The organism is Vibrio sp. QJM3NY_35, assembly GCF_057785915.1.
Genome location: NZ_CM173507.1, coordinates 2,187,526 through 2,211,635 on the forward strand (window position 1 = coordinate 2,187,526; position 24,110 = coordinate 2,211,635).

General features: G+C 46.0%; 15 protein-coding genes. 6 read left to right on the forward strand and 9 right to left on the reverse strand.

What is annotated here, in order from left to right:
- Window positions 1-99: 99 nt before the first annotated feature.
- The 5 genes from ruvB to aspS all read right to left on the reverse strand — a co-directional run bounded on the left by ruvB (window position 100) and on the right by aspS (window position 6,135).
- Window positions 100-1,116 carry a Holliday junction branch migration DNA helicase RuvB gene (gene ruvB, locus AC3CH3_RS09835; protein ID WP_017062078.1) on the reverse strand — a complete coding sequence of 339 codons (1,017 nt, stop codon included), beginning with the start codon at window positions 1,114-1,116 and terminating at the stop codon, window positions 100-102.
- Window positions 1,117-1,284: 168 nt separating this feature from the next.
- Window positions 1,285-1,896 carry a Holliday junction branch migration protein RuvA gene (gene ruvA, locus AC3CH3_RS09840; protein WP_008219934.1) on the reverse strand — a complete coding sequence of 204 codons (612 nt, stop codon included), beginning with the start codon at window positions 1,894-1,896 and terminating at the stop codon, window positions 1,285-1,287.
- Window positions 1,897-1,988: 92 nt separating this feature from the next.
- A complete protein-coding gene (locus AC3CH3_RS09845; RefSeq protein ID WP_019821028.1) occupies window positions 1,989-3,449 on the reverse strand; it encodes a methyl-accepting chemotaxis protein in 1,461 nt (486 codons plus the stop codon).
- Between the two features lie 215 nt (window positions 3,450-3,664).
- Window positions 3,665-4,186, reverse strand: a complete 522-nt coding sequence (gene ruvC / locus AC3CH3_RS09850; protein WP_008219936.1) for a crossover junction endodeoxyribonuclease RuvC — start codon at window positions 4,184-4,186, stop codon at window positions 3,665-3,667.
- A gap of 170 nt (window positions 4,187-4,356) precedes the next feature.
- Window positions 4,357-6,135, reverse strand: a complete 1,779-nt coding sequence (aspS, locus tag AC3CH3_RS09855) for an aspartate--tRNA ligase (protein WP_017062081.1) — start codon at window positions 6,133-6,135, stop codon at window positions 4,357-4,359.
- A gap of 314 nt (window positions 6,136-6,449) precedes the next feature.
- On the opposite strand from aspS, the gene AC3CH3_RS09860 reads away from it, so the two are divergent.
- From AC3CH3_RS09860 to AC3CH3_RS09885, 6 genes are all read left to right on the forward strand, one after another.
- Complete coding sequence (locus tag AC3CH3_RS09860; RefSeq protein WP_488537062.1) at window positions 6,450-7,355, forward strand: DUF72 domain-containing protein; 906 nt, start codon at window positions 6,450-6,452, stop codon at window positions 7,353-7,355.
- A gap of 139 nt (window positions 7,356-7,494) precedes the next feature.
- The gene (gene cmoA, locus AC3CH3_RS09865) at window positions 7,495-8,223 is read left to right on the forward strand and encodes a carboxy-S-adenosyl-L-methionine synthase CmoA (RefSeq protein WP_019821021.1); all 729 of its coding nucleotides are present in this window, start codon (window positions 7,495-7,497) and stop codon (window positions 8,221-8,223) included.
- A 107-nt stretch (window positions 8,224-8,330) separates the two neighbouring features.
- The gene (gene cmoB, locus AC3CH3_RS09870) at window positions 8,331-9,302 is read left to right on the forward strand and encodes a tRNA 5-methoxyuridine(34)/uridine 5-oxyacetic acid(34) synthase CmoB (protein ID WP_009846365.1); all 972 of its coding nucleotides are present in this window, start codon (window positions 8,331-8,333) and stop codon (window positions 9,300-9,302) included.
- 314 nt (window positions 9,303-9,616) lie between these two features.
- Window positions 9,617-10,357 carry an ATP-dependent zinc protease family protein gene (locus tag AC3CH3_RS09875; protein ID WP_029405339.1) on the forward strand — a complete coding sequence of 247 codons (741 nt, stop codon included), beginning with the start codon at window positions 9,617-9,619 and terminating at the stop codon, window positions 10,355-10,357.
- 17 nt (window positions 10,358-10,374) lie between these two features.
- A complete protein-coding gene (locus tag AC3CH3_RS09880) occupies window positions 10,375-11,880 on the forward strand; it encodes an inactive transglutaminase family protein (RefSeq protein WP_488537063.1) in 1,506 nt (501 codons plus the stop codon).
- 3 nt (window positions 11,881-11,883) lie between these two features.
- Window positions 11,884-12,864 carry an alpha-L-glutamate ligase-like protein gene (locus tag AC3CH3_RS09885; protein WP_026084277.1) on the forward strand — a complete coding sequence of 327 codons (981 nt, stop codon included), beginning with the start codon at window positions 11,884-11,886 and terminating at the stop codon, window positions 12,862-12,864.
- Between the two features lie 110 nt (window positions 12,865-12,974).
- Here AC3CH3_RS09885 and fdhF read toward each other — a convergent pair whose 3' ends face one another.
- The 4 genes from fdhF to mukF all read right to left on the reverse strand — a co-directional run bounded on the left by fdhF (window position 12,975) and on the right by mukF (window position 24,104).
- Window positions 12,975-17,204 carry a formate dehydrogenase subunit alpha gene (gene fdhF / locus AC3CH3_RS09890; RefSeq protein WP_488537064.1) on the reverse strand — a complete coding sequence of 1,410 codons (4,230 nt, stop codon included), beginning with the start codon at window positions 17,202-17,204 and terminating at the stop codon, window positions 12,975-12,977.
- A gap of 318 nt (window positions 17,205-17,522) precedes the next feature.
- Window positions 17,523-21,983, reverse strand: a complete 4,461-nt coding sequence (mukB, locus tag AC3CH3_RS09895; protein WP_488537065.1) for a chromosome partition protein MukB — start codon at window positions 21,981-21,983, stop codon at window positions 17,523-17,525.
- Window positions 21,980-22,786: a chromosome partition protein MukE gene (gene mukE, locus AC3CH3_RS09900; protein ID WP_488537066.1), complete on the reverse strand. Its 807-nt coding sequence runs from the start codon at window positions 22,784-22,786 to the stop codon at window positions 21,980-21,982. The genes mukB and mukE overlap by 4 nt, the downstream gene beginning before the upstream one ends.
- Window positions 22,767-24,104, reverse strand: coding sequence for a chromosome partition protein MukF (mukF, locus tag AC3CH3_RS09905; protein WP_488537067.1), 1,338 nt, complete (start codon window positions 24,102-24,104; stop codon window positions 22,767-22,769). The genes mukE and mukF overlap by 20 nt, the downstream gene beginning before the upstream one ends.
- Between the last annotated feature and the right edge of the window lie 6 nt (window positions 24,105-24,110).

Below are 24,110 nucleotides of genomic sequence, written 5' to 3' on the forward strand. Positions count from 1 at the left end.
ATTTTCGACCTTTTTATCGACTCGCTCAAAGAGTTGTTATTCAGTAAAAAGCAAAAAATCCCAGCGCTTATGCAACTGGGATCTTTAAAAATGAATAATTTAACGATTGGAGGGTTTATCTATTCCAAAGTGTAAATACGCTCTGTCGGTCGCGATTCGACCTCTTGGCGTTCTTTGTAGATAACCTTGTTGTATCAAGTAAGGCTCTAATACATCTTCAATGGTGTCTCTTTCTTCACCAATCGCGGCTGCCATGTTGTCGATACCCACTGGACCACCACCAAACTTCTCCATAATCGCGAGTAGAAGCTTTCTATCCATGTAGTCGAAACCTTTAGCATCGACATCCAACATGTTCAGCGCTTTATCGGCAACCTCTGGGCAAATATGGCCATCCCCTTTCACTTCCGCGTAGTCGCGCACACGGCGCAGTAAACGGTTAGCAATACGAGGTGTACCACGAGCACGACGCGCAACTTCCAACGCCCCTTCAGACTCCATAGATAAACCTAAGCAATCGGCACTGCGTTGAACAATGTTTTGTAGGTCCTCGACTTTGTAGTATTCAAGACGCTGGGTAATACCAAAACGGTCACGCAGCGGAGACGTCAGAGACCCAGCACGAGTCGTCGCGCCAATCAGGGTAAAAGGAGGAAGGTCGATCTTGATTGAGCGTGCCGCAGGGCCTTCACCAATCATGATGTCTAATTGGTAGTCTTCCATTGCTGGGTACAACACCTCTTCAACCACAGGGCTTAAACGGTGAATCTCATCAATGAACAGGACATCATTTTCTTCAAGATTGGTCAGTAACGCCGCTAGGTCGCCTGCTTTTTCTAGAACAGGGCCTGAAGTCGTACGAATGTTGACATCCATCTCATTGGCAACAATGTTCGCCAACGTGGTTTTACCCAAACCTGGAGGACCAAATATCAACAGATGATCGAGCGCCTCATTACGAAGTTGAGCTGCTTTGATGAAAATTTCCATCTGACCACGAACGTGATCCTGACCTTGATAGTCGGCTAATGCTTTCGGTCGTATCGCGCGGTCAATAACATCTTCATCTTTAAAGACCGGATTATCAGGAGCAATGAGGCGATCAGCTTCAATCATAGAGGGTTCCAATTTAAGAGTGTTAACTCTGTTATCTTTAATTCTTGCTTAGTCGCTCACCAATATTGGAGCACATGAATACTAAGCATATTCTAACGAGGTAGTACTCGCTATAGATAAACGCGATACAGCACGGAGCTTACATCACGATTTCAGTGTTGGTTTTAATTAAACCATCGACTTCAAGGCATCACGAATCAGTTGTTCGCTTGTCATGCCTTCTTTAGCCACTTGAGAAACAACCTTAGAAGCTTGAGTCGGCTTATAGCCTAATGCAAGTAGTGCACTTACCGCTTCTTCTTCCGCGTCGTGAACGGTTGGCATAGAATCAATCGGAGCTGCATCTGTCGCTGGAGTAAACAGGTCACCCGCGCCCCAACCTTTCAGGCGGTCTTTCATTTCAACAACCAAACGCTCAGCCGTTTTCTTACCAACACCCGGTAATTTCACTAACGTAGAAATGTCTTCACGTTCAACACTCTGAACAAACTGGCTCGCCGTCATACCAGAAAGGATACCAAGGCCAAGCTTAGGGCCAACACCATTCGCCTTAATGACTTCACGGAAAAGCGCACGTTCTTTAACTGTGTTAAAGCCGTAAAGCAGTTGTGCATCTTCACGAACAACAAAGTGAGTGTAGATAATTGCCTCTTCGCCAACGTTTGGTAATTCATAAAAACAGCTCATTGGCATTTGAACTTCATAGCCAACACCACTCACTTCAATTAATAACTCTGGTGGCTGTTTTTCTATTAATGTACCGCGTAGACGTCCGATCACAATTCACTCTCTTGATGGAATATAATTTGGGGGACAGAATATAAAAGAACTGGATGCTTATCCAGTTCTTTGTGTTTATTCGGGTGATTTATTTACGCTTGTTTGGCTTGTGAAACCACGTTATTTAAGCTTTCGACCAGCTCTTTGACAGAAGTAACATGTCCTGTGAGTTCAGAACCATAATTGGCCACTAAGCCTGAGACAGATTTAGTTTCCGCGACACTTTGCGCCACTTCTGAACTCGCAAGATCGAGCTCTTTCAAAGAATTCATCTGCATCGCCATAATATTGGTGAGCTGATTAACGTCAGTCGAGATGGTTTGCACCTCCGAGATGATGCCGTTCATCTCATTCGCCGTGGTTTCAATAATCGCTCGGCCATGTTCCACTTCGTCTTTACTGCGGTCCAACAAGGTTCGAATTTCTATTGCGGAATGACTGCTTTTCGCCGATAACTCTCTCACTTGGTCGGCGACGACCGCAAATCCTCTTCCCTGTTCTCCTGCGCGAGCCGCTTCTATGGCCGCATTTAACGCTAACAAGTTGGTTTGTTCCGCGACTGAAGTAATCAAATCGGCGACTTTCATGATCTCTTGATTACTTTGAATGATCTGAGTGATTGCACTGGTTGAAGCTTCTAATGACTCAGAGCTCTTTTGAGCTTTCTCGCCGACCGCTTCGCTGCGCTCTTTCAGTTCACCGACAAACGAGTTGGACTCTTCGATGCCTTGAGTCATTTGATGCAATTGTTGGCTCATCTGTTCTGCCGCACTCGCTTGGGATTCACAGTTGATGTTCAGTACTTCAACTTGAGAATGTAAGTCTCGCGACTGTTGGTCTAGATGCACAGACACACCCTGTAAGCTTTCAGAGTTGGAATTCGCTTGGTCGAGTACCACCGAGAGTCGCCCTTCACTTTGAGTCGCTTGGTTGGCAACCTGCTGACTTTCCAAAATAGCTTCTTCCGCCATCTCAATCGCGACCTCTTTTTGTTTGGCCGTAAACGCTTGAGCGATGCAAATCACCACCAAAGGCATGATCACACCAGACCAAGTTTCAACCACCACGGCTTCAGGAGTAAGTACTAACTGCGGAAATTCAAATCCGTTAAGGTGAGCCGACGTCATCACCAATGAAACGCCAATCACTAACCCACTCCATACAAGGGCGACAATTCGAGTTCCTGACAGGAAAAAAGCAACCACTAACAACGGCACCCAATAAGCCTGGGTAGACTCAACCACGCCACCGCTTTGGTAGATGATGTTCAACGCGTGTACTGCCATGCCGACAAAGCCAAAGTTCAATGCCAAGCTAGGCTTGCGGGTAACGCGTAATAAAAGCGCAGAGACTAATTCAAAGGCGATAAGAAATACGGAAGTGGCCACCAGCAGTTGCTCTTCATGCTTGGTCCACTTGATTAAGCTATAGACACCCACGAAGAAGGCGATAAAAGTGAAAAGTAATAAGATATCGGCTTGTCTGACTTCGTTGCTATTCCATCCATTACTTTTGGGTAGAAACAGCGCGCGCCACAACTTGATTGGGTTCATCAGTGATCATCCTTGATTAACTTGTAAGACCTCCGACCAATGTTAATGACATGTTAAATGATACGCAATGTTATTATCTGGGTTCTGTTCGAAAGATCTCATTTCATCAATGATTTAGCAGCGTATTGTTTTGATATGAGCCAAACGAGGCGTAAAGCTCATCGATGGAATAAACGGAGAAAGTAATACGTTAAGAACTGATAAGAGGATGGTGCTTAACGGTAGCGTCCTTTTCGCGCGCCTGTCGCCTTGCCTGCCAGTGCTATCAAGGTTTTATTAGTGTTTGCGTGAGTGATCGCTACGCCTAGAGCGTCAGCAGCATCGGCCTGTGGTTTGGCAGGTAACTTAAGCATGCTCATCACCATGTTTTGAACCATCGACTTATCAGCACCACCATTACCTGTCACCGCTTGCTTGATTAAACGAGCCGCATATTCATGAACGGGGAGATCAGCATTTACCGCAGCCACTATCGCACTGCCACGCGCTTGTCCCAGCTTAAGTGCCGAATCGGCATTCTTCGCCATGAAGACCTGCTCTATCGCAAACACATCCGGTTGGAACTGAGTGATGATTTCGCTCACACCGGCGTAGATTTGTTTAAGTCGACCCGGCAGTTCTTTTTCAGAGGTGCGAATACAACCGCTACCTAAGTAATATAGATGACGACCATTTTGACGAATCACGCCATAGCCGGTAATACGAGAGCCAGGGTCAATCCCTAAGATAATAGACATAATTTCAAATACTGATTATTTATACATGCTTTATGAGCTTAGTATATCGAACGCAAAAAAAAATGCCCGTCAAATTAACGGGCACTTTCTAATTACTGACAGGTCTGGCTAATGAATTAAGAGCTCTCTATCAACTAGGATCTCTTCATCAACAAGAAAAGATAACAGGCTTACGCTTGCTCTTTTTTCTCTGCCAATTTAACTGCGATTGCTAGCTCTTCCAGTGATGCCGGGTTCGCTAGGCTTGGCGCGTCTGTTAGTAGACATGCTGCAGCTGTTGTTTTCGGGAATGCAATAACGTCACGGATGTTCTCAGTACCACAAAGCAGCATTGCTAGACGGTCAAGACCGAATGCTAGACCAGCGTGTGGTGGCGTACCGTACTTAAGCGCTTCAAGTAGGAAGCCGAACTTCTCTTGTTGCTCTTGTGCTTCGATACCTAGGATACCGAATACCGCTGTTTGCATTTCTGCGTTGTGAATACGTACAGAACCGCCGCCTACTTCGTAACCGTTGATTACCATGTCGTATGCATCTGAATTTGCTGCTGCTGGGTTCGCTTTAAGCTCTTCCGCGTTCACACCTAGTGGTGATGTGAATGGGTGGTGCATTGCGTGTAGGTTACCTTCGCCGTCTTCTTCGAACATTGGGAAGTCAACAACCCACAGTGGAGCCCATGCAGATGTGTCTGTTAGCTCTAGATCCGTACCTAGTTTAAGACGAAGTGCGCCCATTGCTTCAGCAACGATGCCCGCTTTGTCTGCGCCGAACAGAATGATATCGCCAGATTCAGCCTGAGTGCGATCTAGAATACCGTTAATTACGTCTTCGCTTAGGAACTTAGCAACTGGAGATTGAATACCTTCCATGCCTGCAGCACGGTCGTTAACCTTCATCCAAGCTAGGCCTTTCGCGCCGTAGATGTTTACATGTTCAGCGTAACCGTCGATTTGCTTACGAGTTAGCTTAGCACCACCTGGAACACGAATAACCGCTACGCGACCTTTTTCGTCGTTAGCTGGGCCAGAGAATACTTTGAACTCAACGTCTTTAACCAAGTCAGCAACGTCAACTAGCTCTAGTGGGTTACGTAGATCTGGCTTATCAGAACCGAAACGACGAATCGCTTCAGAGAAAGGCATTACTGGGAATTGACCTAGTTCAACATCTAGAAGTTCTTTCCACATATCGTGAACAAGCTTCTCAGTCACGTTACGTACTTCTTGAGAAGTCATGAAAGATGTTTCGATATCGATTTGAGTAAATTCAGGCTGACGGTCAGCACGTAAATCTTCATCACGGAAACATTTAACGATTTGGTAGTAACGGTCGAAACCAGACATCATCAGCAGTTGCTTGAACAGCTGAGGAGATTGAGGAAGTGCGTAGAAGCTACCTTTGTGAACACGGCTTGGTACTAGGTAGTCACGAGCACCTTCTGGTGTCGCTTTCGTTAGTACTGGAGTCTCGATGTCTAGGAATAGGTTCTCATCAAGGAAACGACGAACGAAGCTAGAAGCACGTGCACGAAGCTTGATACGGTCACTCATTTCTGGACGACGAAGGTCGATGTAACGGTACTTAAGACGCTGCTCTTCAGAGTTCGTTTGATTGAAGTCTAGTGGAAGTGCTTCTGAACGGTTGATGATCTCTAGACCCGTCGCGTAAAGTTCTACTTCACCAGTAGCCATGTCTTTATTTACTTGGCTGTCCGGACGAACACGTACTTCACCAGTAAACTTGATACAGAATTCATTACGCAGTTGGTTAGCGATCGGGAAGATATCTTTCATATCTGGATCGACAACAACCTGAACGATGCCTTCACGATCACGCATATCAATAAAGATAAGACCGCCTAAATCACGGCGACGGTTTACCCAGCCGCACAATTCTACAGTTTGTCCCGCCAGGGACTTGTTCAGGTTACCACAGTAATGGGTACGCATAATGAATTTCCCAATCTCTTAATTATTTACTAATTTCCAAGCTGTCAGTGGTCATTCCACACAACAGAGCAAAGGAACATTTATACGCGGAAACTCGCTTAAAATCGACCTTCCACATTCGAATTTATTGTGTTTTATCTGGCTTTGCTGCTTTTTAGCCCATCAAGTGCGCAAAGATTCATCAAAACCGAAAAAATTGCGATAATTATATCTCGAAAGTACCTTAATCAGCAAAACTCTCGTACAGTAGATTTTCGTTTCAACCCAAAAATTTTTTGTAATGACTGATGGCGTGATAAATAACGGTGTAATAGATGGATGATCGTGTAATAACAACAGAAAATTTACCTTTAAGACTTGGATTAACTATGTGGTCTCATTCTGAGTGGCAAAGTCAGTTCTACGGAAAAGGAACAAAGCCTGCTGAACGCTTAGAAAAGTACACGCAAGTTTTTCATACCGTTGAGGGCAACACGACCTTTTACGCTACGCCAAGTATGACTACCGTTCATAACTGGAAAGCCGCCAGTCACGATGATTTCAGGTTCACCTTCAAATTACCCAAATTCATCACCCACCAGCAGCAACTGAGACACTGCCAAGCAGAGCTCAAAGAGTTCTTGATGACTATGTCGCCACTGCACGATCGTATTGGCCAATGGACGATTCAGCTACCGCATAGCTTTGAACCCAGCATGCTGCCTGCCCTACAAAAATTTTGCACCTTGTTTCCAAAAGATATGCAGCTTGGCGTCGAAGTTCGCCACTTGGGGTTCTTTGATAAAGGCGATGCGGAAAAGCGCTTCAATCAATGGCTGGTAGAGGAAGGCATCAATCGCATCATTATGGACAGCCGCCCCGTTTTTTCTGCGCCACCAACCACAGAAGCGGTGATCGATGCACACCAGAAAAAACCCCGTGTTCCTGTTCATGCCATTGCGACCGCCAATAACCCAATGATTCGATTTATTGGTCACCCAGACCAAGAACCTAATATTGAGTTTTTTAAGCCTTGGTTTGCCAAAATCCCAAACTGGCTTAATGAAGGCAAGCAGCCCTATTTAATGATCCACACACCAGACAATAATCACGCACCCGAACTTGCAATCGCAATTTATAAACAACTACAAAAGCAAGTGTCTGAAAGTACATCATTATTATTACCCGATCTGGCTCAGTTTCCGGCTCAGCAAGGCAATAATCAAATCTCGATGTTTTAACCCATCACCTATCAGCAACTTCGAACCTTGAGCTAAATCTCAGTTTTCGTGACAGTGGCGCTTTTTTTACGTAAAATACGTCCCCTTTTATTTGGTATGAATTTTGTGCCAATTACGCTGACTGTCGAGAGAAAATGCCATGAGCAACACAGACAATATCTTTTCCGCTCCTATTGATAAAATTGGAGACTTCACCTTTGATGCAAGGGTTGCTGAAGTATTTCCGGATATGATTCAACGCTCGGTGCCTGGCTATAGCAATATCATCTCTGCAATCGGCATGCTGGCTGAGCGCTTTGTAAAGCCACATTCAAATATTTACGACCTTGGCTGCTCGCTTGGTGCGGCAACACTTTCTATGCGTCGTCACATTCAGCAAGAAGGCTGCACGATTTTCGCTATCGATAACTCAGAAGCCATGGTTGAGCGCTGTAAATTGCACGTTAATGCTTACCGCAGTGACACACCAGTAGAGGTGATTGAAGCCGACATTCGTGAAGTGGAGATCAAAGACGCTTCGGTTGTGGTACTTAACTTCACGCTGCAATTCCTGTCGCCAGACGATCGATACGCTCTACTTGAAAAAATTCATGCAGGCCTGCGCCCTGGCGGGATCTTAATCCTGTCAGAAAAATACGTATTCGAAGACGAAAGCTCAAACGAACTGCTTATCGATCTGCACCACGATTTCAAGCGTGCTAACGGATACAGCGAACTAGAAGTCAGCCAGAAACGCAGTGCAATTGAAAACGTAATGCGCCCAGACTCGATCCCTGTTCACAGAGAACGATTTCATAAGATTGGCTTCTCAAGCAGCGAAGTTTGGTTCCAATGTTTCAACTTTGGTTCAATGTTCGCGATTAAGTAGCCTACAAACCTGGTCAGCTCGTATTAGAACGTCATCCTCACTGTAGGAAATGACAAATTTAATTTTTATTTTAGGGTTTATTGCCCCTATTAACTCAGTGAAAAACTATGTTTAATTTTGCCAATTTTTATCAACTTATTGCCCAAGACACTCGCCTTCAGCCGTGGCTCAATGTTCTGCCACAGCAACTGACAGATTGGCAAAATGCAGAGCACGGTGACTTCGACCGTTGGTTACGTGCACTAAACAAGATTCCACAAGGTGTACCAGACCAAGTTGACCTGAAGAACTCAGTGACGATTGGCAGCTCAACACCATTTCACACAGGTGAGCTTAAAAAGCTAGAAAGCTTATTAAAGACGTTCCACCCATGGAGAAAAGGCCCTTATACGGTTCACGATATTCATATCGATACTGAGTGGCGTAGTGACTGGAAATGGGATCGTGTGCTTCCACATATCTCCCCATTGAAAAACCGTTCGGTTCTCGATGTAGGTTGTGGTAATGGTTACCACATGTGGCGCATGCTCGGTGAAGGTGCTCGCTTAACGGTTGGTATCGACCCTTCTCATCTATTCTTGGTTCAGTTTGAAGCAATTCGTAAGTTAATGGGCGATGACCAACGTGCTCACCTATTACCTCTAGGTATCGAGCAGCTGCCAAAGCTAGAAGCCTACGACACAGTATTCAGCATGGGTGTGCTTTACCACCGTCGTTCGCCACTTGACCACTTGATTCAGCTAAAAGACCAATTGGTGTCTGGCGGTGAACTGGTTCTTGAAACCTTAGTAATTGAAGGCGATGAAAATGCGGTACTGGTCCCTGTTGACCGTTACGCACAGATGAGAAACGTGTACTTCTTCCCTTCAGCTCGCGCACTGAAACGCTGGCTGGAACAAGTTGGCTTTGAAGACGTACGTATCGTTGATGAAAATGTCACGACAATTGGTGAACAACGCACCACAGAATGGATGACGCACAACTCTCTTCCAGATTATCTAGATCCGAACGATCCAAGTAAAACGGTTGAAGGCCACCCAGCGCCAAGACGTGCGATTTTGGTAGCAACAAAGCCATAGGATCTCTGCCCACAAAGCAGTGGCATATTGAGTAAATAAAACACAAGCCTATATAAGACAGCAAAACAATGGCTTGCCATGGTCAAAAAGTCACCGTTGATTTCGCGATGAACTTTTCTTCCTGAGCTCACAAATTGAACAAAAATTGACTTATGTTTAATAAGTGAGCTATTTCAAATAGCAATAATTGGCGTAGCGCTCACATTGCGATTCAATATGACCAGACTCTTACAATAGGATGCTTCACGCATCCTTTTTTGTGGGCTAAACTTCTAAATAGTCTGAACTATTCTCTAATTCTCAAAGGTTTTTTTATGTTTAAGCGATTATCGCCGATTGTGGCGGTTGGTTTGCTCTCTGGTTGTACCCTGACTAACGGTGCCGCCTACCACCAAGAAACTCTCGATGCTATTGCCCGCTCAGAGACAAACATCGCAAATAAGGTTCAAAATCTTGAACTGCAACTAAGCAATCAAAGTGATTATATTGAAAGCTTAGAAGACGAAATTACTACCCTTTCTAGCCAATTAGATGTCCATCTAACGAGCATGGAACACAAGGTTATTGAACAGCTAGAGGAAGAAGAACCCGTAGCAGTTGCAGCGGCCCCTATCGCTCCTACATCACAACCGACTATCCTTGGCGGCATTGAAAAAGTGTCTATCGACTCTATTAAGCAAAGCTTTGATGCACGAGTGGATACAGGCGCAACCACCTCTTCTTTAAACGCTGTCGATATCAAAGAATTCGAACGTAACGGCAAGAACTGGGTTAAATTCCACCTAGACGATAAAGCCCAAGCGGAAGAAGACCAGAAATGGATTGAAGCGCCTGTTGTACGTTATGTAAAAATCCGTCAATCAACCAATGATCAGGCAGAACGTCGAGCTGTGATCGAATTATGGGTGAAAGTTGGAAAAATCCATGAAAAAGCGCAATTTACATTGGCGGATCGCTCTCAAATGAGTCACCCTGTACTACTAGGGCGCGAATTTATCAAAGACATAGCGCTAGTAGATGTAAGTAAAAAGTACGTACAAACGGAAGTTAAATAACAATAGTAGGGTAAGCTATGACGTCAAGAATTCCATTTTATATCTCTATATTCCTGCTTATCGTGGCAGGTATAACACTGAGTATGTTCAGACATACGACCTACGGTGTACCTTGGACTCCAGGGGAAACCAGACAGGTTTGGGACGTTGAAGCTCGCATCGAGTTCAACGCAGTAGGCAAAGAAGCAAAAGTTTCCTTAGCGGCTCCTCATACTCAGTCTAACTACACACTTATCGGCGAATCGGCTTCATCGCCAGGTTATGGTATCTCTTACTTGAATACCGAATCAGGTCGCCGCGCAGAGTGGTCTATTCGATACGCAGATGGCCCTCAAACTATCTACTACAAAACACAATTCCTAGTCGACAACCAAGCAAAAGTTGATGCTATACCGCCAGAAGGCGAAGTCGCACAGCCAAGCTTCGACGGCCCTGAAGAAGCCGCTTCTTTTGCATTGATTGATAGAGCGACAAAGCGTTCTGCAGACAACCTCACTTTTACCCGTGAGCTCATCAAAACACTTAACGATCCAGACAGCCAAAACTCAGCGCTTATTCTGAATAACATGACCAAAGTGGAAGCGATACACAAGCTACTTTCAGCAGCGAAAATACACAACAAAGTCGTTGGTGTTATCGAACTAGAAGACGGCCGTCGCCGTCAGTCGATTCAAAACATGATTCAGATCTGGGATAACGACCAGTGGATTCTGTTCTCTCCTGAATCAAGCGAACAACAAGTTCAACCAAACCTACTCATCTGGGACGAATCAAACGTTTCTCTACTGGATGTTGTTGGCGGTCAGAACAGTAAAGTTCACTTCTCTATGATTGCTCAAGAGGTTTCACCAACGGAAGCAACCAACAGTAAGGTATCTGCAGACCAGCTATTGAACCTATCGATTCACAGCCTACCGCTAGAAGAACAAGCGATGTTTAAAACCATCATGCTGATTCCTATCGGTGCTCTGATTGTTGTGTTCCTCCGTGTCATCATCGGTCTGAAAACATCTGGTACCTTCATGCCAGTACTGATTGCCGTAGCCTTTGTGCAAACACAATTGGTAACGGGTATTGTCGGCTTCCTACTTATCGTAGGTACGGGTCTGATTATTCGAAGTTACTTGTCCAAACTCAACTTGCTACTGGTCGCCAGGATATCCGCCGTAATCATCACGGTAATCATGATTATTTCTGTATTCACTGTGGTCGCGTTTAAAGTGGGTCTGACTGAAGGTCTATCCATTACGTTCTTCCCAATGATTATCCTATCTTGGACTATCGAACGTATGTCTATCCTATGGGAAGAAGAAGGCGCGAAAGAAGTAATGCTGCAAGGTGGTGGTTCTCTATTTACTGCGATTCTTGTTTACTTAGGCATGACTAACCCGTTCATTCAGCACTTAACGTTTAACTTTATTGGTTTACAACTTGTTATTCTAGCGACCATCTTGCTACTAGGTAACTACACAGGATACCGTCTAACCGAGCTTCGTCGCTTTAAACCGCTAGCGGAGGACTAAGTTATGTTTGATCAGTTTACTTCACCGTTTAGGTTGAAAGACAAAGGCATAATGGGAATGAACAAGCGTAACCATAGTTATATTGGTCGCTACAATGATCGTTCCAAGTATCCACTCGTTGATGACAAGCTTAAGACTAAAATCATTGCTGAACAGGCTGGCGCTACTGTGCCAAAACTGATTGGCGTTATTGGTCATCAAGCTGAAGTAAAAACAATCCACAAGATGGTAAAAGAGTGGCCGGGTTTCGTAATCAAGCCAGCTCAAGGCAGCGGCGGTAAAGGAATCCTTGTTGTGACTTCTCACAAGGACGGCGTTTACACTAAGCCATCGGGTTCTACTATCAATGAAGAAGACGTAGAGCGTCACATAAGTAACGCTCTTGCCGGTCTTTTCTCACTTGGTGGTAAGAACGATGTTGCGGTAGTTGAAAACCTCATCAAGTTTGATGAGTGTTTTGATGGCTTCAGTTACGAAGGTGTGCCAGATGTACGAATCATCGTATTCAAGGGCTACCCTGTGATGGCGATGATGCGTTTATCTACTTCGGCTTCCGACGGTAAGGCTAACTTACACCAAGGCGCTGTAGGTGTAGGTATTTGTATTGCGACGGGTAAAGCCGTTCGTGCGGTTCAATTTGACCACCCAGTAACTCACCACCCAGATACGGGTAAAGAGTTGGCGCTACTTCAGGTACCACACTGGGAAAAACTGCTAACACTAGCTTCAAGCGCTTGGGAAATGACAGGTCTTGGTTACATGGGTACTGACATGGTTCTAGACCAAGAAGAAGGCCCAATGGTACTTGAGCTTAACGCACGTCCAGGTTTGGCTATCCAAATCGCGAACGGAGCAGGTTTATTGCCTCGATTGCACCATATTGAGAACCTTGGTACACCGGCTGAATACCCGAAACCAGCAGAGCGCGTTGCATACGCTGCCAAGCAATTCGGTGTTCACGGTAACGAGATTGTTCCAAACTAAGCGATTTGCTGACTAGGTCACTTGATACCTAATAGAGCTTATAAAAAAGGCCGCATAACTCTGAGAGTTACGCGGCTTTTTAGTATCTGCGGTTAAATTAGCGGATTAGGTTAAGTCTCTGTAGATTCAATTACAGGCTCTCGAATTGGATCAATCCGCACCGCCGCCACCTTAAACTCAGGGATCTTAGCGTGTGGATCGGTCGCTGTGGTCGTCAAACGGTTAACCGGCGATTCAACAAAATGGAATGGAATGAACACCACACCCTTTTGCATTCGCTTAGTCACAAACGCCGCGATTTCTATTTCACCACGACGTGTCGACACCTTGAGCATCTGACCATTCGAGATTCCTAACGCTTCAGCATCGTGAACACTGACCATTGCACGTGGCCCCGCTAAGTTATCCAGGCCTTTGGTTTTACGCGTCATAGTGCCTGTATGGAATTGCTCTAAGATACGCCCTGTCGTTAGAACTAACGGATACTCTTCATCCGGTAGTTCAGCAGCGTATCTAAACGGAATCGCCTCCATTTGACCACGCCCACGGGTAAATTGGGTCTGGTGCATGATACGAGTGCCATCAGGGTTATTCTTATTACTCGGCCATTGCACGCCATTGACCGTAATGTTCTCCCAACGTAAACCACCATACTGTGGTGTTACACGTGCTATCTCATTGGTGACATCGGCAACGGTGTTATAGTCCCAACCACCGCCCATTGCGTTGGCTAGCATTTGGATAATCACCCAATCTTCTTTCGCTTCACCTGGAGGCAATACTGCCGGGTTAATGCGCTGAACACGACGCTCGGTATTGGTAAAGTGACCAGACTTTTCAGCAAACGAGCAAGACGGAAGAACCACATCGGCATATTGAGCAGTTTCGGTTAAGAAAATATCTTGAACTACTAAGAAATCTAACGCTTCAAGACCTTCAATCACATGCGCTTGGTTCGGGTCACTCAGCACTGGATTCTCGCCCATTACGTACAGACCACGAACATCTCGATGACACGCGCCATCAATAATCTCGGTCAGCGTTAACCCCGTTTCAGCGGGTAGATCAGTAACGCCCCACTCCATCGCAAACTTTTGACGAACCATTGGGTTATACACTTTCTGATAACCGGGAAGATTATTTGGCAACGCGCCCATATCGCATGCACCCTGCACATTCGATTGGCCACGCAGCGGGTTGATACCACCACCTTCAATACCGATGTTGCCACACAAGAGTTGCAGGTTAGCGATTGAACGTACGTTGTCATGCCCAGTAGTGTGTTGCGTAATACCCATCGAGTAATACACCGCTGTTCGTTCTGCAGTACCAATCAAACGCGCCATCGCGAAGATATCTTCCGCTTTCACCCCAGTAACCAGTTCGACCTTATCCAAGGAATAGCTCGGTGACATCACCTCTTGCAACAAGGTATCAAAGCCATCAACTCGATCTTCGATATAATCTTGATCATACCAACCGTGCTTGATGATTTGCTGCATCACACCGTTGATCAACATTACGTCAGTACCCGGTCGATGCGCTAAGTAAAGTTCAGCATGATCGGCAATATCGATCCTTTTTGGATCGGCGACAATAAGACGAGCACCACCATGTCTCACCGCTTGCTTGATATGCGAACCAATAATGGGGTGCGCTGACGTGGTGTCTGATCCAATAATGAAGATCACATCTGAGTGCTTGATACTCGGAATATCATTGGTCATCGCTCCACTGCCCAGAGAAGCTTCAAGCCCAGTTACGGTTGAAGCGTGGCAAAGACGAGCGCAGTGGTCGACGTTGTTGGTTCCAAGCTCACGGCGGATGAATTTTTGGAAAGCATAGTTGTCTTCGTTGGTGGTTTTAGCCGATGAGAAACCCGCTAGAGCATTGCTGCCAAAGCCTTGTTTAATCGCAGTAAATTTATCAGCGATCAATTTAATCGCTTCATCCCAACTTGCGGGTTGTAGCCAGCCATCTTTACGAATTAACGGCGTTGTAAGGCGGGCATCACTGCCGACGAAGTCGAAACCGAAACGTCCCTTAACACACAGCATGCCCTCGTTGACCGGAGAATCACCGCCCTCGATATAACGGATTTTGTTCTTCGCTTCGTCTACATGCATGGTCAGTTTACAGCCCACACCACAGTAGGTGCAGATGGTATCGACTTTCTTGAGTACGTCTGTATCTCCCTGCTTTCTATCACGTGCATCAACCATTGCACCAGTTGGACACGCCTGAATACACGATCCGCATTGAACGCAGTTTGAGTCGCCCATTAAGGTCTTGTCTGCGCCAAAGTTAGGACGACATTCCGGTCTTGATGCAGGTTTGCCATCCGATTGATTCATGAAGCTTAGAACGCCATGAACATTCTGTTCTCGACAGGCTTGGATACACTGGCCACAACTGATACAGCGGTTGGCATCAAAGATAATGAATTCAGAGCTATCATCAACCGCGAATTTTTGTCTAATTAAACCGATCTTCGCTTCTTCTACACGAATTGCCTGCCAACTCTCATTCGAAGTCACATCGATTTTGTATTCTGGGTGTGTTTGCGTTGCCTTGTATTCAGTCGAGTAGTCTCGCAGGTCGCAATCGGTATTGGCTTGGCAGCCACACTCTAGACATCTTGCAGCTTCAGCGATTGCATCGGTATTATCAAAGCCTGTTTCTACTTCCTCAAAACTTTGCTCGCGCTGCTCAGGAGTTAGCTCTGGCATGATCTTACGCGCTATGCGCTGAATAGATTTGTACTGCTCAGGATCGATCCCTTTGAGCTGCTTGTGCTTTCTAGAGTTAAATGGTTTAGCCGGAATGTTATCCATGTCGCCGTGGAAAAAACGATCGATAGCCTGCGCTGCAATGCGTCCATCGCCGACGGCTTCGACAGCTGTTGCTGGACCACGTCGGAAATCACCAATACTGAAAATATTTCCGGTTCCGGTATACATGGTTTGCGGATCAGCATCTGCGGTATTCCAACGAGTTAGAGGGATATCAATCTCTTCGTTATCCATGAAGCTTAGGTCGGGCTTTTGTGACACCGCAGCGATAACCGTATCGAACGCTTCAACAAAGAACTCACCCGTTGGTTTAGGGCTACGACGACCAGAAGCGTCAGCAGGACCAAGCGCCATACGTTCTAATCGAATCTCAGATACATGACCATTGTCATCAGCTATATTTTCGGCCGGGTTAGTCAAGAAGTGGAACTTCACACCCTCATGCTCAGCTTCTTCAATTTCGTAATCTTCTGCAGGCATTTCATCTCGAGTACGACGATAAATCAACGTGGTATCCGCACCATCACGCACTGCGGTTCGAGCGCAATCAATCGCGGTGTTACCACCACCGATCACTGCAACTTTTTTACCTGTGACATACTGCTGATCAGTCACGTAATCTTTAAGGTAATCGACGCCTAGATAACAGCCGCCAAGCTCGCTACCGGGATAATTCATCTCGACAGCTTGTGATGCACCAACGGCTAAACAAACCGCATCAAAATCGTTGCTTAAATCCGATAAAGTAAAATCAACACCGAGCTTCTTGTCGCACTCTACCGACATCCCGTTACGACACATCAACTCGATTTCTTTATCTAGAATCGACTTAGGCAAGCGATATTCCGGGATACCGTAACGCAACCAACCACCCGCTTGCGGCATCGACTCATAGACACTGACATCATAGCCTTCGTTAGATAGGTAATAGCCTGCTGTTAAGCCACCAGGGCCACTACCGACAATTGCAATACTCTTGCCTTTATTCGGTTTCTTAGCCGGCATGTAGCTCTCTTGAGCCGCTAAATCCGCATCGGCAGCGTGTCGTTTGAGTTGGCGAATCGCGATGGATTCATCGACCAAGTTACGACGACATTCGGTTTCACAGGAAGCAGGACATACACGACCAATTGAAAGTGGCATTGGCAATGTCTTTTTGATCACTTCAATCGCTTTGATGTGATCATTCTGAGCAATATGGTGCAGGTAAGATTGGATGTCGACCCCAGCAGGACAGGCTGTTTGGCATGGCGCCTCACAGTCAGCGTAGTGATCGGTCATAATGCGATTCAACGCTTCTTGTCGATGGTTCGTTAACTGTTTTGACTGAGTGGTAATATTCAGCCCATTAGACACTTCAAGCTCGCACGAGCGCTTCATGCCCACGCCATCAATCTCGACGACACATAAATCGCATGGAATCTTATCAGTTGTTTTGTTCAAACCACATAGAGATGGGATCTCTAAACCACATGTATTTGCCGCTTCAAGTACGGTTTGTCCTTGTTCGACGATTCGAAATTTCCCATCAATAACGATTTGAATCATATTGAGTCCTACCTTCCAGTTTGCGTAATAGTCACGCTCAAAAATACTAATAAGTCGTTCAGCAGTGTGCAGACACTACTGTCATATCATTACCATACATTAATTGTGGTTTTATGCGTGTGACTTCAAACAAGTTCTATTGAGATTAACCCTAATGTATGAGTGGTCTTATCAGTAAGTCAAAGAGGGCTAGACACGAAGTATATTAAGTGGATTGCACAAAGGGAGTTAGAACAATTGCAGAACGCTAGACTTAGGTACTAAAAAGCCCCTAATGATTAGGGGCTATGAATTAGTATCGTTGAATCGCTATCGAGCTTATTGCTCAGTTTCTTCGATAAGCTCTTGCACTGGAGATGCAGGTTTGTTTTGAGCAAAACCTCGCAAACCAACAACGTGTACATGTTCGTGATCTTTGAAGACCTTACGTACCAGTTTGTAGGTTGTACCTTTCTCTGGGCTGATGTTCTCAGGGGCTGCAATCAGAAGCTGCATACCTAGACGGTCACACAGTTCAAACAACGTAGAGATAGATTTCGCATCCAGACGTGCTGCTTCATCGAGGAACAACAAGCGACATGGAACGATGTCTTTACTACGAAGTCGACGTGACTCTTCTTCCCAGCTCTGAACCACCATCAGTAGGATAGATTGACCGGTACCGATCGCCTCACCCGTAGAAAGTGCTCCTGATTCCGCTTGTAGCCAGCCATCTGAACCACGGTTAACTTCAACACTGAGTTCTAAGTAGTTACGGTAATCCAGCAACTCTTCACCCAGAACTTGCGGAGAACGTTGACCCATATCGATATGTGGGTTCACACGTTGGAACAATTTCGCCATCGCTTCTGAGAAGGTGAAGCGCGTTGATTCAAACAAGTCTTTATGCTGCTCTTGCTGAGTCGCTAGCCCTGATAGCAAGATCTCGTGACTTTCACGAATCTTAACGTTCAGACGTACGCCCTTAACCTGACCAAAGTAGATGTTAGACAAACCTTGGTTCAGCATTCGAATACGGTTCTGCTCGCGCTGAATCGTTTTCTTGATGATGCTTGCTACCGACTCAGAGCTGATCGCCAAGCGATTTTCACGCTGCGTCAGTTCTTCTGTTAGTCGAGCTAGCTCAACTTCCATCTCTTCGATTGCTTCAACCGGATCATCGGTATGAATGATGTCTTGGCGAATACGCTCACGAAGATGTTGGTAAACCGCAATGTAGAACAGAACCTTACGCTCTGGATGTGCGTTGTCTTCAGATAGACGCAGCGAATCACGTAGGTCGTCATTGTCAGCCACAGCTAGACGTAGCGCACCCAGTGATTTATCCGACATCGAGCGAAGCTCGCCCGCTGTTAGGTAAGCCAGTTCACGCTTATGAAGACGACGTTCAACATCATTTTCACGAGCTAAGCGAAGTACTGAACACCAACCTGCTTTTGCTGCAACAACGAAGGTACGAAGCTCTGTGTACTCTTTCTGAACTTTCTTAAGACGCTTAGCTAGGGCTTTCATCTCAAGTTCTGTTGACGTAATCGTACGCTCGTATTCGCTCTTACGGCTGCGAGATGTGTGCAGACGTTCTTGAAGTTCGTCACGACGACGTACAGCACGCTCTTCAGCGCCTTCGTCAGCGTTTACGCCAAACTCTTGTAGCTCTTGTTTGAACTCTTGAACCGTCTCTTGCTTCGCTTGATGTGAGCTCTTCAGTGCCGCCAATACTTGGTTGTATTGGTTCATCTGTTCGCGAGCTTGCTTCAAACCATCGCGGCCTTTGGTTCTTGCTTGTTCAGCTTGAACCAGTTTCGCTTTTAATTGCTCGCTCAGTTCACTGCTCTTGTTAAGCAAATCAACAGAGTCCGCGTAAGCAAAGTAGTGACGACGCTCAATCAGATCAGACAGCGCGAACACTTTGCCTTTTAGGGTTTGTAGTGCGTTATCGGCTTGACGATATTCGGCTTCCAAGGCTTCGAACTGCTCTGGGTCGGCATCTAGTGCAGATACGACTTGCTCTAGAGAAGTAAGCGCTTTGCCGTGCGTATTCAAGTAAGACTTAGCTTCACTTAAACGCTCTAGTTGTGCTTCTAATTCAGCTAAGCGCTCAGCCAATGTTTCGTCTTCTAAAATACGAACCATTGGAGCTAATTTATCTAGCGCACCTAGTGCCTGCTTGCTTTGTAGAAGCTGACTGCGTTGCTGCTGCTCTTTAGAGTTAAGCTCAGCCAGAGAACGAACAATTTGATTACGCTTATCACGAATCGCAGCAAGTGCTTGTTCTGGGTCTGCGTTAAACGCAACGTGCAGGTGCTTCGCAACAAAGCTGTTGAATGCTTGATATAGGCGATTCAGCTTTTGAGAGTCAAACGCTGCTTTCGCGTGGTTCTCAACAACAACGTCACGCTCTTCGCGCAATTTCTCTAGACGTTGTTCACGAGCCGCACGGCCAAACAGTGGGATCTCAGGGAAGCGAGAGTAACGCATTTGGCGATCGTTCAGTTGAACACACACCGCACCTTCAAGCTCATCGGCATTGAATGAACTATCATCAAACGCATCTACATCGCCTTCTAGGATATAAAGGTCTTCTGGACAGTCATCAAGATCGACCAGTTTCTCTTTAATGCCATCCAAATCAGAGACCACAATCGCATGACGAGCTGGACCGTACATCGCACTGAAGTAGGGTGCATCGCCAATGGTGATATCATCGTAGATCTCAGAAAGCAGCACACCACCAAGGGTATCTGCTAGGCCCTTCAAGCGAGGATCGTTTGAACCACCTGGAGATGCTAAACGCTCAATTTCTTGCTCAAGTTCAGCGCGGCGAGTGGCTAGCTGATCTTTTGCTACTGCTTGAGACTTTTCGTCTTCAAGCACTTGCTGCATTTGAGTCATCACTGCTTGGCTGTCTTCTAGCTCAGCTTCTGTTTGGTCTCTTAGCGCTTCAAGTGCATCGTTAGCTGTAATCCACGCCGGAGCAATTGATTCAAGCTTCTGAATCTCTTGGTCGTAGTTTAGTTGTACACGACGTTGCTCACTCTTCGCTTCACGCAGTTCTTCTTGAGCGTACTCTAGAGACTCGATCTGCATGGTATGACGTTCGCGTTCTTCATCGAAAACCGCTTCGTCAGTCAGCGAAACGTTATGTTGTTTTTGATATTCGATCGCAAGCTCTTTTGCTTGACGCTGCTGTGCTACATCACGAGCTATATCGCGGTGCTGAGCACGCCACTGTTGTTCATTTTCAACAACGTGTTTGGCATTGCGGCCTTTTTCTAGGGCTTGTTTAGCACTGTGAGACGCATCTTTACGCTCAACATCGCCAACAATGCTCTTAACAAGAGACAGCGCTTTGTCGAACTGTGCAGAGGCAGCAGAAGACATGTCGAGCTTATGTTTCGTCGCCAGTAGAGTTTGAGTACTTGATTCTTCCTGTGCTTTTAGCTCTGAAACCAAGGTTGATGCGCTTTCTGCAGTGATAGATTCATCACCAAGCAGCTGCTTAGTTTTCTCTAATGCTTGAACCGCTTGCTGGTATTGAAGTGCACGAGTCTGCTGAACATCCAACGCTTGTTGGTAATCAGCAAGCTGAGTTTTCAGGCTATCCACTTCTTCTTCAGTAATGGTTGCCTGCTCTTCAGCAAGAAGTACTCGCTCTTGAGCTTCTTCAACCACCATCATCTGCTCTTCTAGACGCTCATTAAGCTCTTCTAGATCTTCGCTATAACGAGCAATTTTCTCTTGCTGGCGAAGTGCAGTTTGAACCAATTGAAGATGATCCGAAGCCGCTTGATAATCTTGCTCTAGTGCCGACTCTTGATCGACCAACAGCTCTAATTCTTCTTGAACACGGTTCAACAAGTTATTTTGATCATGCAAGGTTTCACGCGAACCAAACAGTTCACCACGAAACTTCATGGTTTGATCAAGCTTGTTACGACGATCGTTGGCATGGCGCATGTAATCTGCTGCCACGTAGTTCGTAGATTCAGTGATCAAGTGTTTGAACAGGTCACGGTCCGACTGAGTCGTTTTGATCGCTTCTAACGTCATACGGTTTTCGCGTAGTGCTGATTCCATGTCTTGGAATGCTTTCTTCACACCACCGTTTTGCGGTAGGAGATAATCACGCAGAGAACGCGTAATCGCACTAGAAATACCGCCGTAAAGCGATGCTTCGATCAAACGGTAGAACTTAGAACGGTCGCTGCTGTTACGCAGTTTCTTCGGTACCACACCGTATTCAAACATTTGCGAGTGGTAATCAACAATCGAAGAGAAGGCTTTGAAGTGCGCGCCTTCGTACTGTGCTACCGCGGCTTTTACGTCGTTCAACTGACATACGCGAGCATGGCTGTCGGAAACGTTCTGAATCAACACATCCGTTGGTTTCACATGGCTTGGAAGGCCTTGGATTACGAACGGTTTGATGTCTACTTTCTTGTCACGACCCGCAACTTGCTGCAGTTTTACTGCAAACAGTAGGCGTTGGTTACGAGAGTTCACCACATCCAGCGCAGCGTAACATGCGCCAGGTTGAAGCTTACCGTATAGACCTTTGTCACGAGATGACTGTGAGCTACCCGCTTCCGTTGTATTACGGAAATGCAGAAGGCTTTGGTCAGGAATCAACGCTGTGATGAATGCCGCCATAGTGGTCGACTTACCTGCACCGTTACCGCCAGAAAGCGTTGTAACCAATCCATCAATATCAAAAGTACGCGCGAAGAAGCCGTTCCAGTTGACCATGGTTAATGATTGATACTTACCTCTTTCAATCATGCTTCACCTTCTACTTTTGTTGGTTCGCCGTCGTTTGACTCAAGGTCAAAGTCAGCTTGATCGTTAAAAATGTCTTGTTGACCGTTTTCGTCTACGCCTGCATCTACTTCTGATACGGCTTCCGCTTGTTCTTCATTCAACAAGCTGCCTTGGTTAGGCTCTTGAGTATGCACCACAGCTTCACCATCACGGATAAGACGCAGTTGAGCTTCTTTCATATCATCGCCAACACGTACGTCAGCACCAAAACGGAATACTGCTTCGCTGATACGGAACTTGCCCGTCTCGCCAATCGCAATCAACATGCCGATACGACGTAAGCGACGTAGAGAAGTACGCACTTTTTCAAACAGCTTTTCTTTGTCTAAATCAGAACCCGACGCACGGTTGGTTGCTAGCTTCATAAGTTTTTTCTCATCCGCTAACGACATCAATTCATCAAACAGTTCTTGGTTGGTGAAGATACCTTCATGAGCCAGACGTTCTGGGCTTAGGTATAAGAAACACAACACCTTACCAACCAACATGTCGAGCTCAGACAACACACTACGACCAATCAGAGACGTAGAACGCGGACGCAAGTAAAAGAAACCTTCCGGCGCTTTTACCAATTCCGTATTGTAGCGTTGATAGAAATGCTGAAGTTCCACTTCGAAATCAGACAGCAACGCGTGGTTATCTAGATCTTCTGTTGAAACATGCTTACCTGAACGCAGCATGCTATCTAGCGCAGGGAACAGTGGGTTCGCTATCGCTTTTACCAGTTTCTCTGGCATGTAATCATCAGTACTTGTTAATGACATTTGCTTGTACCTTTGCACCGAAATCGTTGATTGCCTGCCAATCTGGCTGAATAGCCTGATAGTCAGACTCTGAGTAACCTAAGCGTACGGCTTGGTCGACAACAATTCTGGCTAAATCAAAATGGTGTGTGCGAGGGTGTGCAGCGAGGTAATCGCGTAACACAAGGCCAAGATCAATTGGCGCGCCTTGCTGTTTGTGAGCTTTTAACATCTCTGCAATTCGAGCTGAAAGCAGGTCATTCACTTGCTCAAATTCTTCGTACTCTACGTCGATTGGTGCTTGTCCCATCACTTCGTCATCACGAAGCACGAGCGCTTCATCACGAAGATCCGTCAGCTTCTCAGCATCGGCGTAGGTCAATAACCAAGGCGCATCAAAGTAGTCGGTAACCGACTGACGCAAGCGTTGGCTAAAGGCACGGTTTTTATCCATATCAATCGCGGTACGGATAAACTTGTGAACATGGCGGTCGTAGCCGATCCACAAATCGATCGCTTGCTGACCCCAACTAGTAATTCGGTCGAGCTTCATCTGCAAGCCGAATAGGGTTTCGCCAACGAACTCGAGTTCATCATCACCGTAAACAATTTCTTGAATATCGAGGATCTGTGTTTGCAGTTCATCACCCGCCGCTTGCAAGGTGTCTTGCAATTCTTTCAGCGTGGAAGAGGTTTCTGAAAGCAAGGTTTCACAGTTGTTAATCGCCTCTCGCCAATCCTTGTTTAAAAGGTCGGCAATTTGCTGTTTAACGGTTTGCTGCTGCTCATCCATAACACGTTGGTTAAGATCAATCTGATCGAAAATTTCACCAACAGAATACTTGAGCACGCCGTAAACATTCTTTCTCCAATGCCCTGGAGTTCCGCCTTTTTGTGCAGCTTCAATGGCTTTTGCCATCTCGTCCGCAACCATAGAAAGCTGGATAGACAGTTTCAACTTAGAGAACTGACGGTGGCGTAAATAATAATCTGAAATACCAATCGCCAATGGTGATAAGCGATAAATACTCGCACCATCGGTGATTTCGCTGGTAAAGCGGCTAATCAACTTCTGTTTAACTAACTCGTTGATGGCATTGTTGGCACGAAACGCAGACGCTTCGCCAGTATCTTCAAACAGTCGAGTGACGATGGTAAATGCATCGTGCAGTTCCCCCTCGCCCAACTCTTCATCGAACCTTTCATTGCTTAGTACTGCGATAGCAATCAAAAATGCTAAGCGCTCTGGTGGCAAGTTTAATGAAAAATCATGCTGCTTGACCCAGCCCACCAACTCATCAATTGGCTGCTCTTCGGCAGTTTGAGTCATTTCACTCATTGTGGT

Excerpts from the sequence above, each read along its gene's own strand:
- ruvB (WP_017062078.1), bottom strand. The coding sequence starts at position 1,116 with ATGATTGAAGCTGATCGCCTCATTGCTCCTGATAATCCGGTCTTTAAA.
- AC3CH3_RS09845 (WP_019821028.1), bottom strand. The coding sequence starts at position 3,449 with ATGAACCCAATCAAGTTGTGGCGCGCGCTGTTTCTACCCAAAAGTAAT.
- ruvC (WP_008219936.1), bottom strand. The coding sequence starts at position 4,186 with ATGTCTATTATCTTAGGGATTGACCCTGGCTCTCGTATTACCGGCTAT.
- aspS (WP_017062081.1), bottom strand. The coding sequence starts at position 6,135 with ATGCGTACCCATTACTGTGGTAACCTGAACAAGTCCCTGGCGGGACAA.
- AC3CH3_RS09860 (WP_488537062.1), top strand. The coding sequence starts at position 6,450 with ATGGATGATCGTGTAATAACAACAGAAAATTTACCTTTAAGACTTGGA.
- cmoA (WP_019821021.1), top strand. The coding sequence starts at position 7,495 with ATGAGCAACACAGACAATATCTTTTCCGCTCCTATTGATAAAATTGGA.
- cmoB (WP_009846365.1), top strand. The coding sequence starts at position 8,331 with ATGTTTAATTTTGCCAATTTTTATCAACTTATTGCCCAAGACACTCGC.
- AC3CH3_RS09875 (WP_029405339.1), top strand. The coding sequence starts at position 9,617 with ATGTTTAAGCGATTATCGCCGATTGTGGCGGTTGGTTTGCTCTCTGGT.
- AC3CH3_RS09880 (WP_488537063.1), top strand. The coding sequence starts at position 10,375 with ATGACGTCAAGAATTCCATTTTATATCTCTATATTCCTGCTTATCGTG.
- AC3CH3_RS09885 (WP_026084277.1), top strand. The coding sequence starts at position 11,884 with ATGTTTGATCAGTTTACTTCACCGTTTAGGTTGAAAGACAAAGGCATA.
- fdhF (WP_488537064.1), bottom strand. The coding sequence starts at position 17,204 with ATGATTCAAATCGTTATTGATGGGAAATTTCGAATCGTCGAACAAGGA.
- mukB (WP_488537065.1), bottom strand. The coding sequence starts at position 21,983 with ATGATTGAAAGAGGTAAGTATCAATCATTAACCATGGTCAACTGGAAC.
- mukE (WP_488537066.1), bottom strand. The coding sequence starts at position 22,786 with ATGTCATTAACAAGTACTGATGATTACATGCCAGAGAAACTGGTAAAA.
- mukF (WP_488537067.1), bottom strand. The coding sequence starts at position 24,104 with ATGAGTGAAATGACTCAAACTGCCGAAGAGCAGCCAATTGATGAGTTG.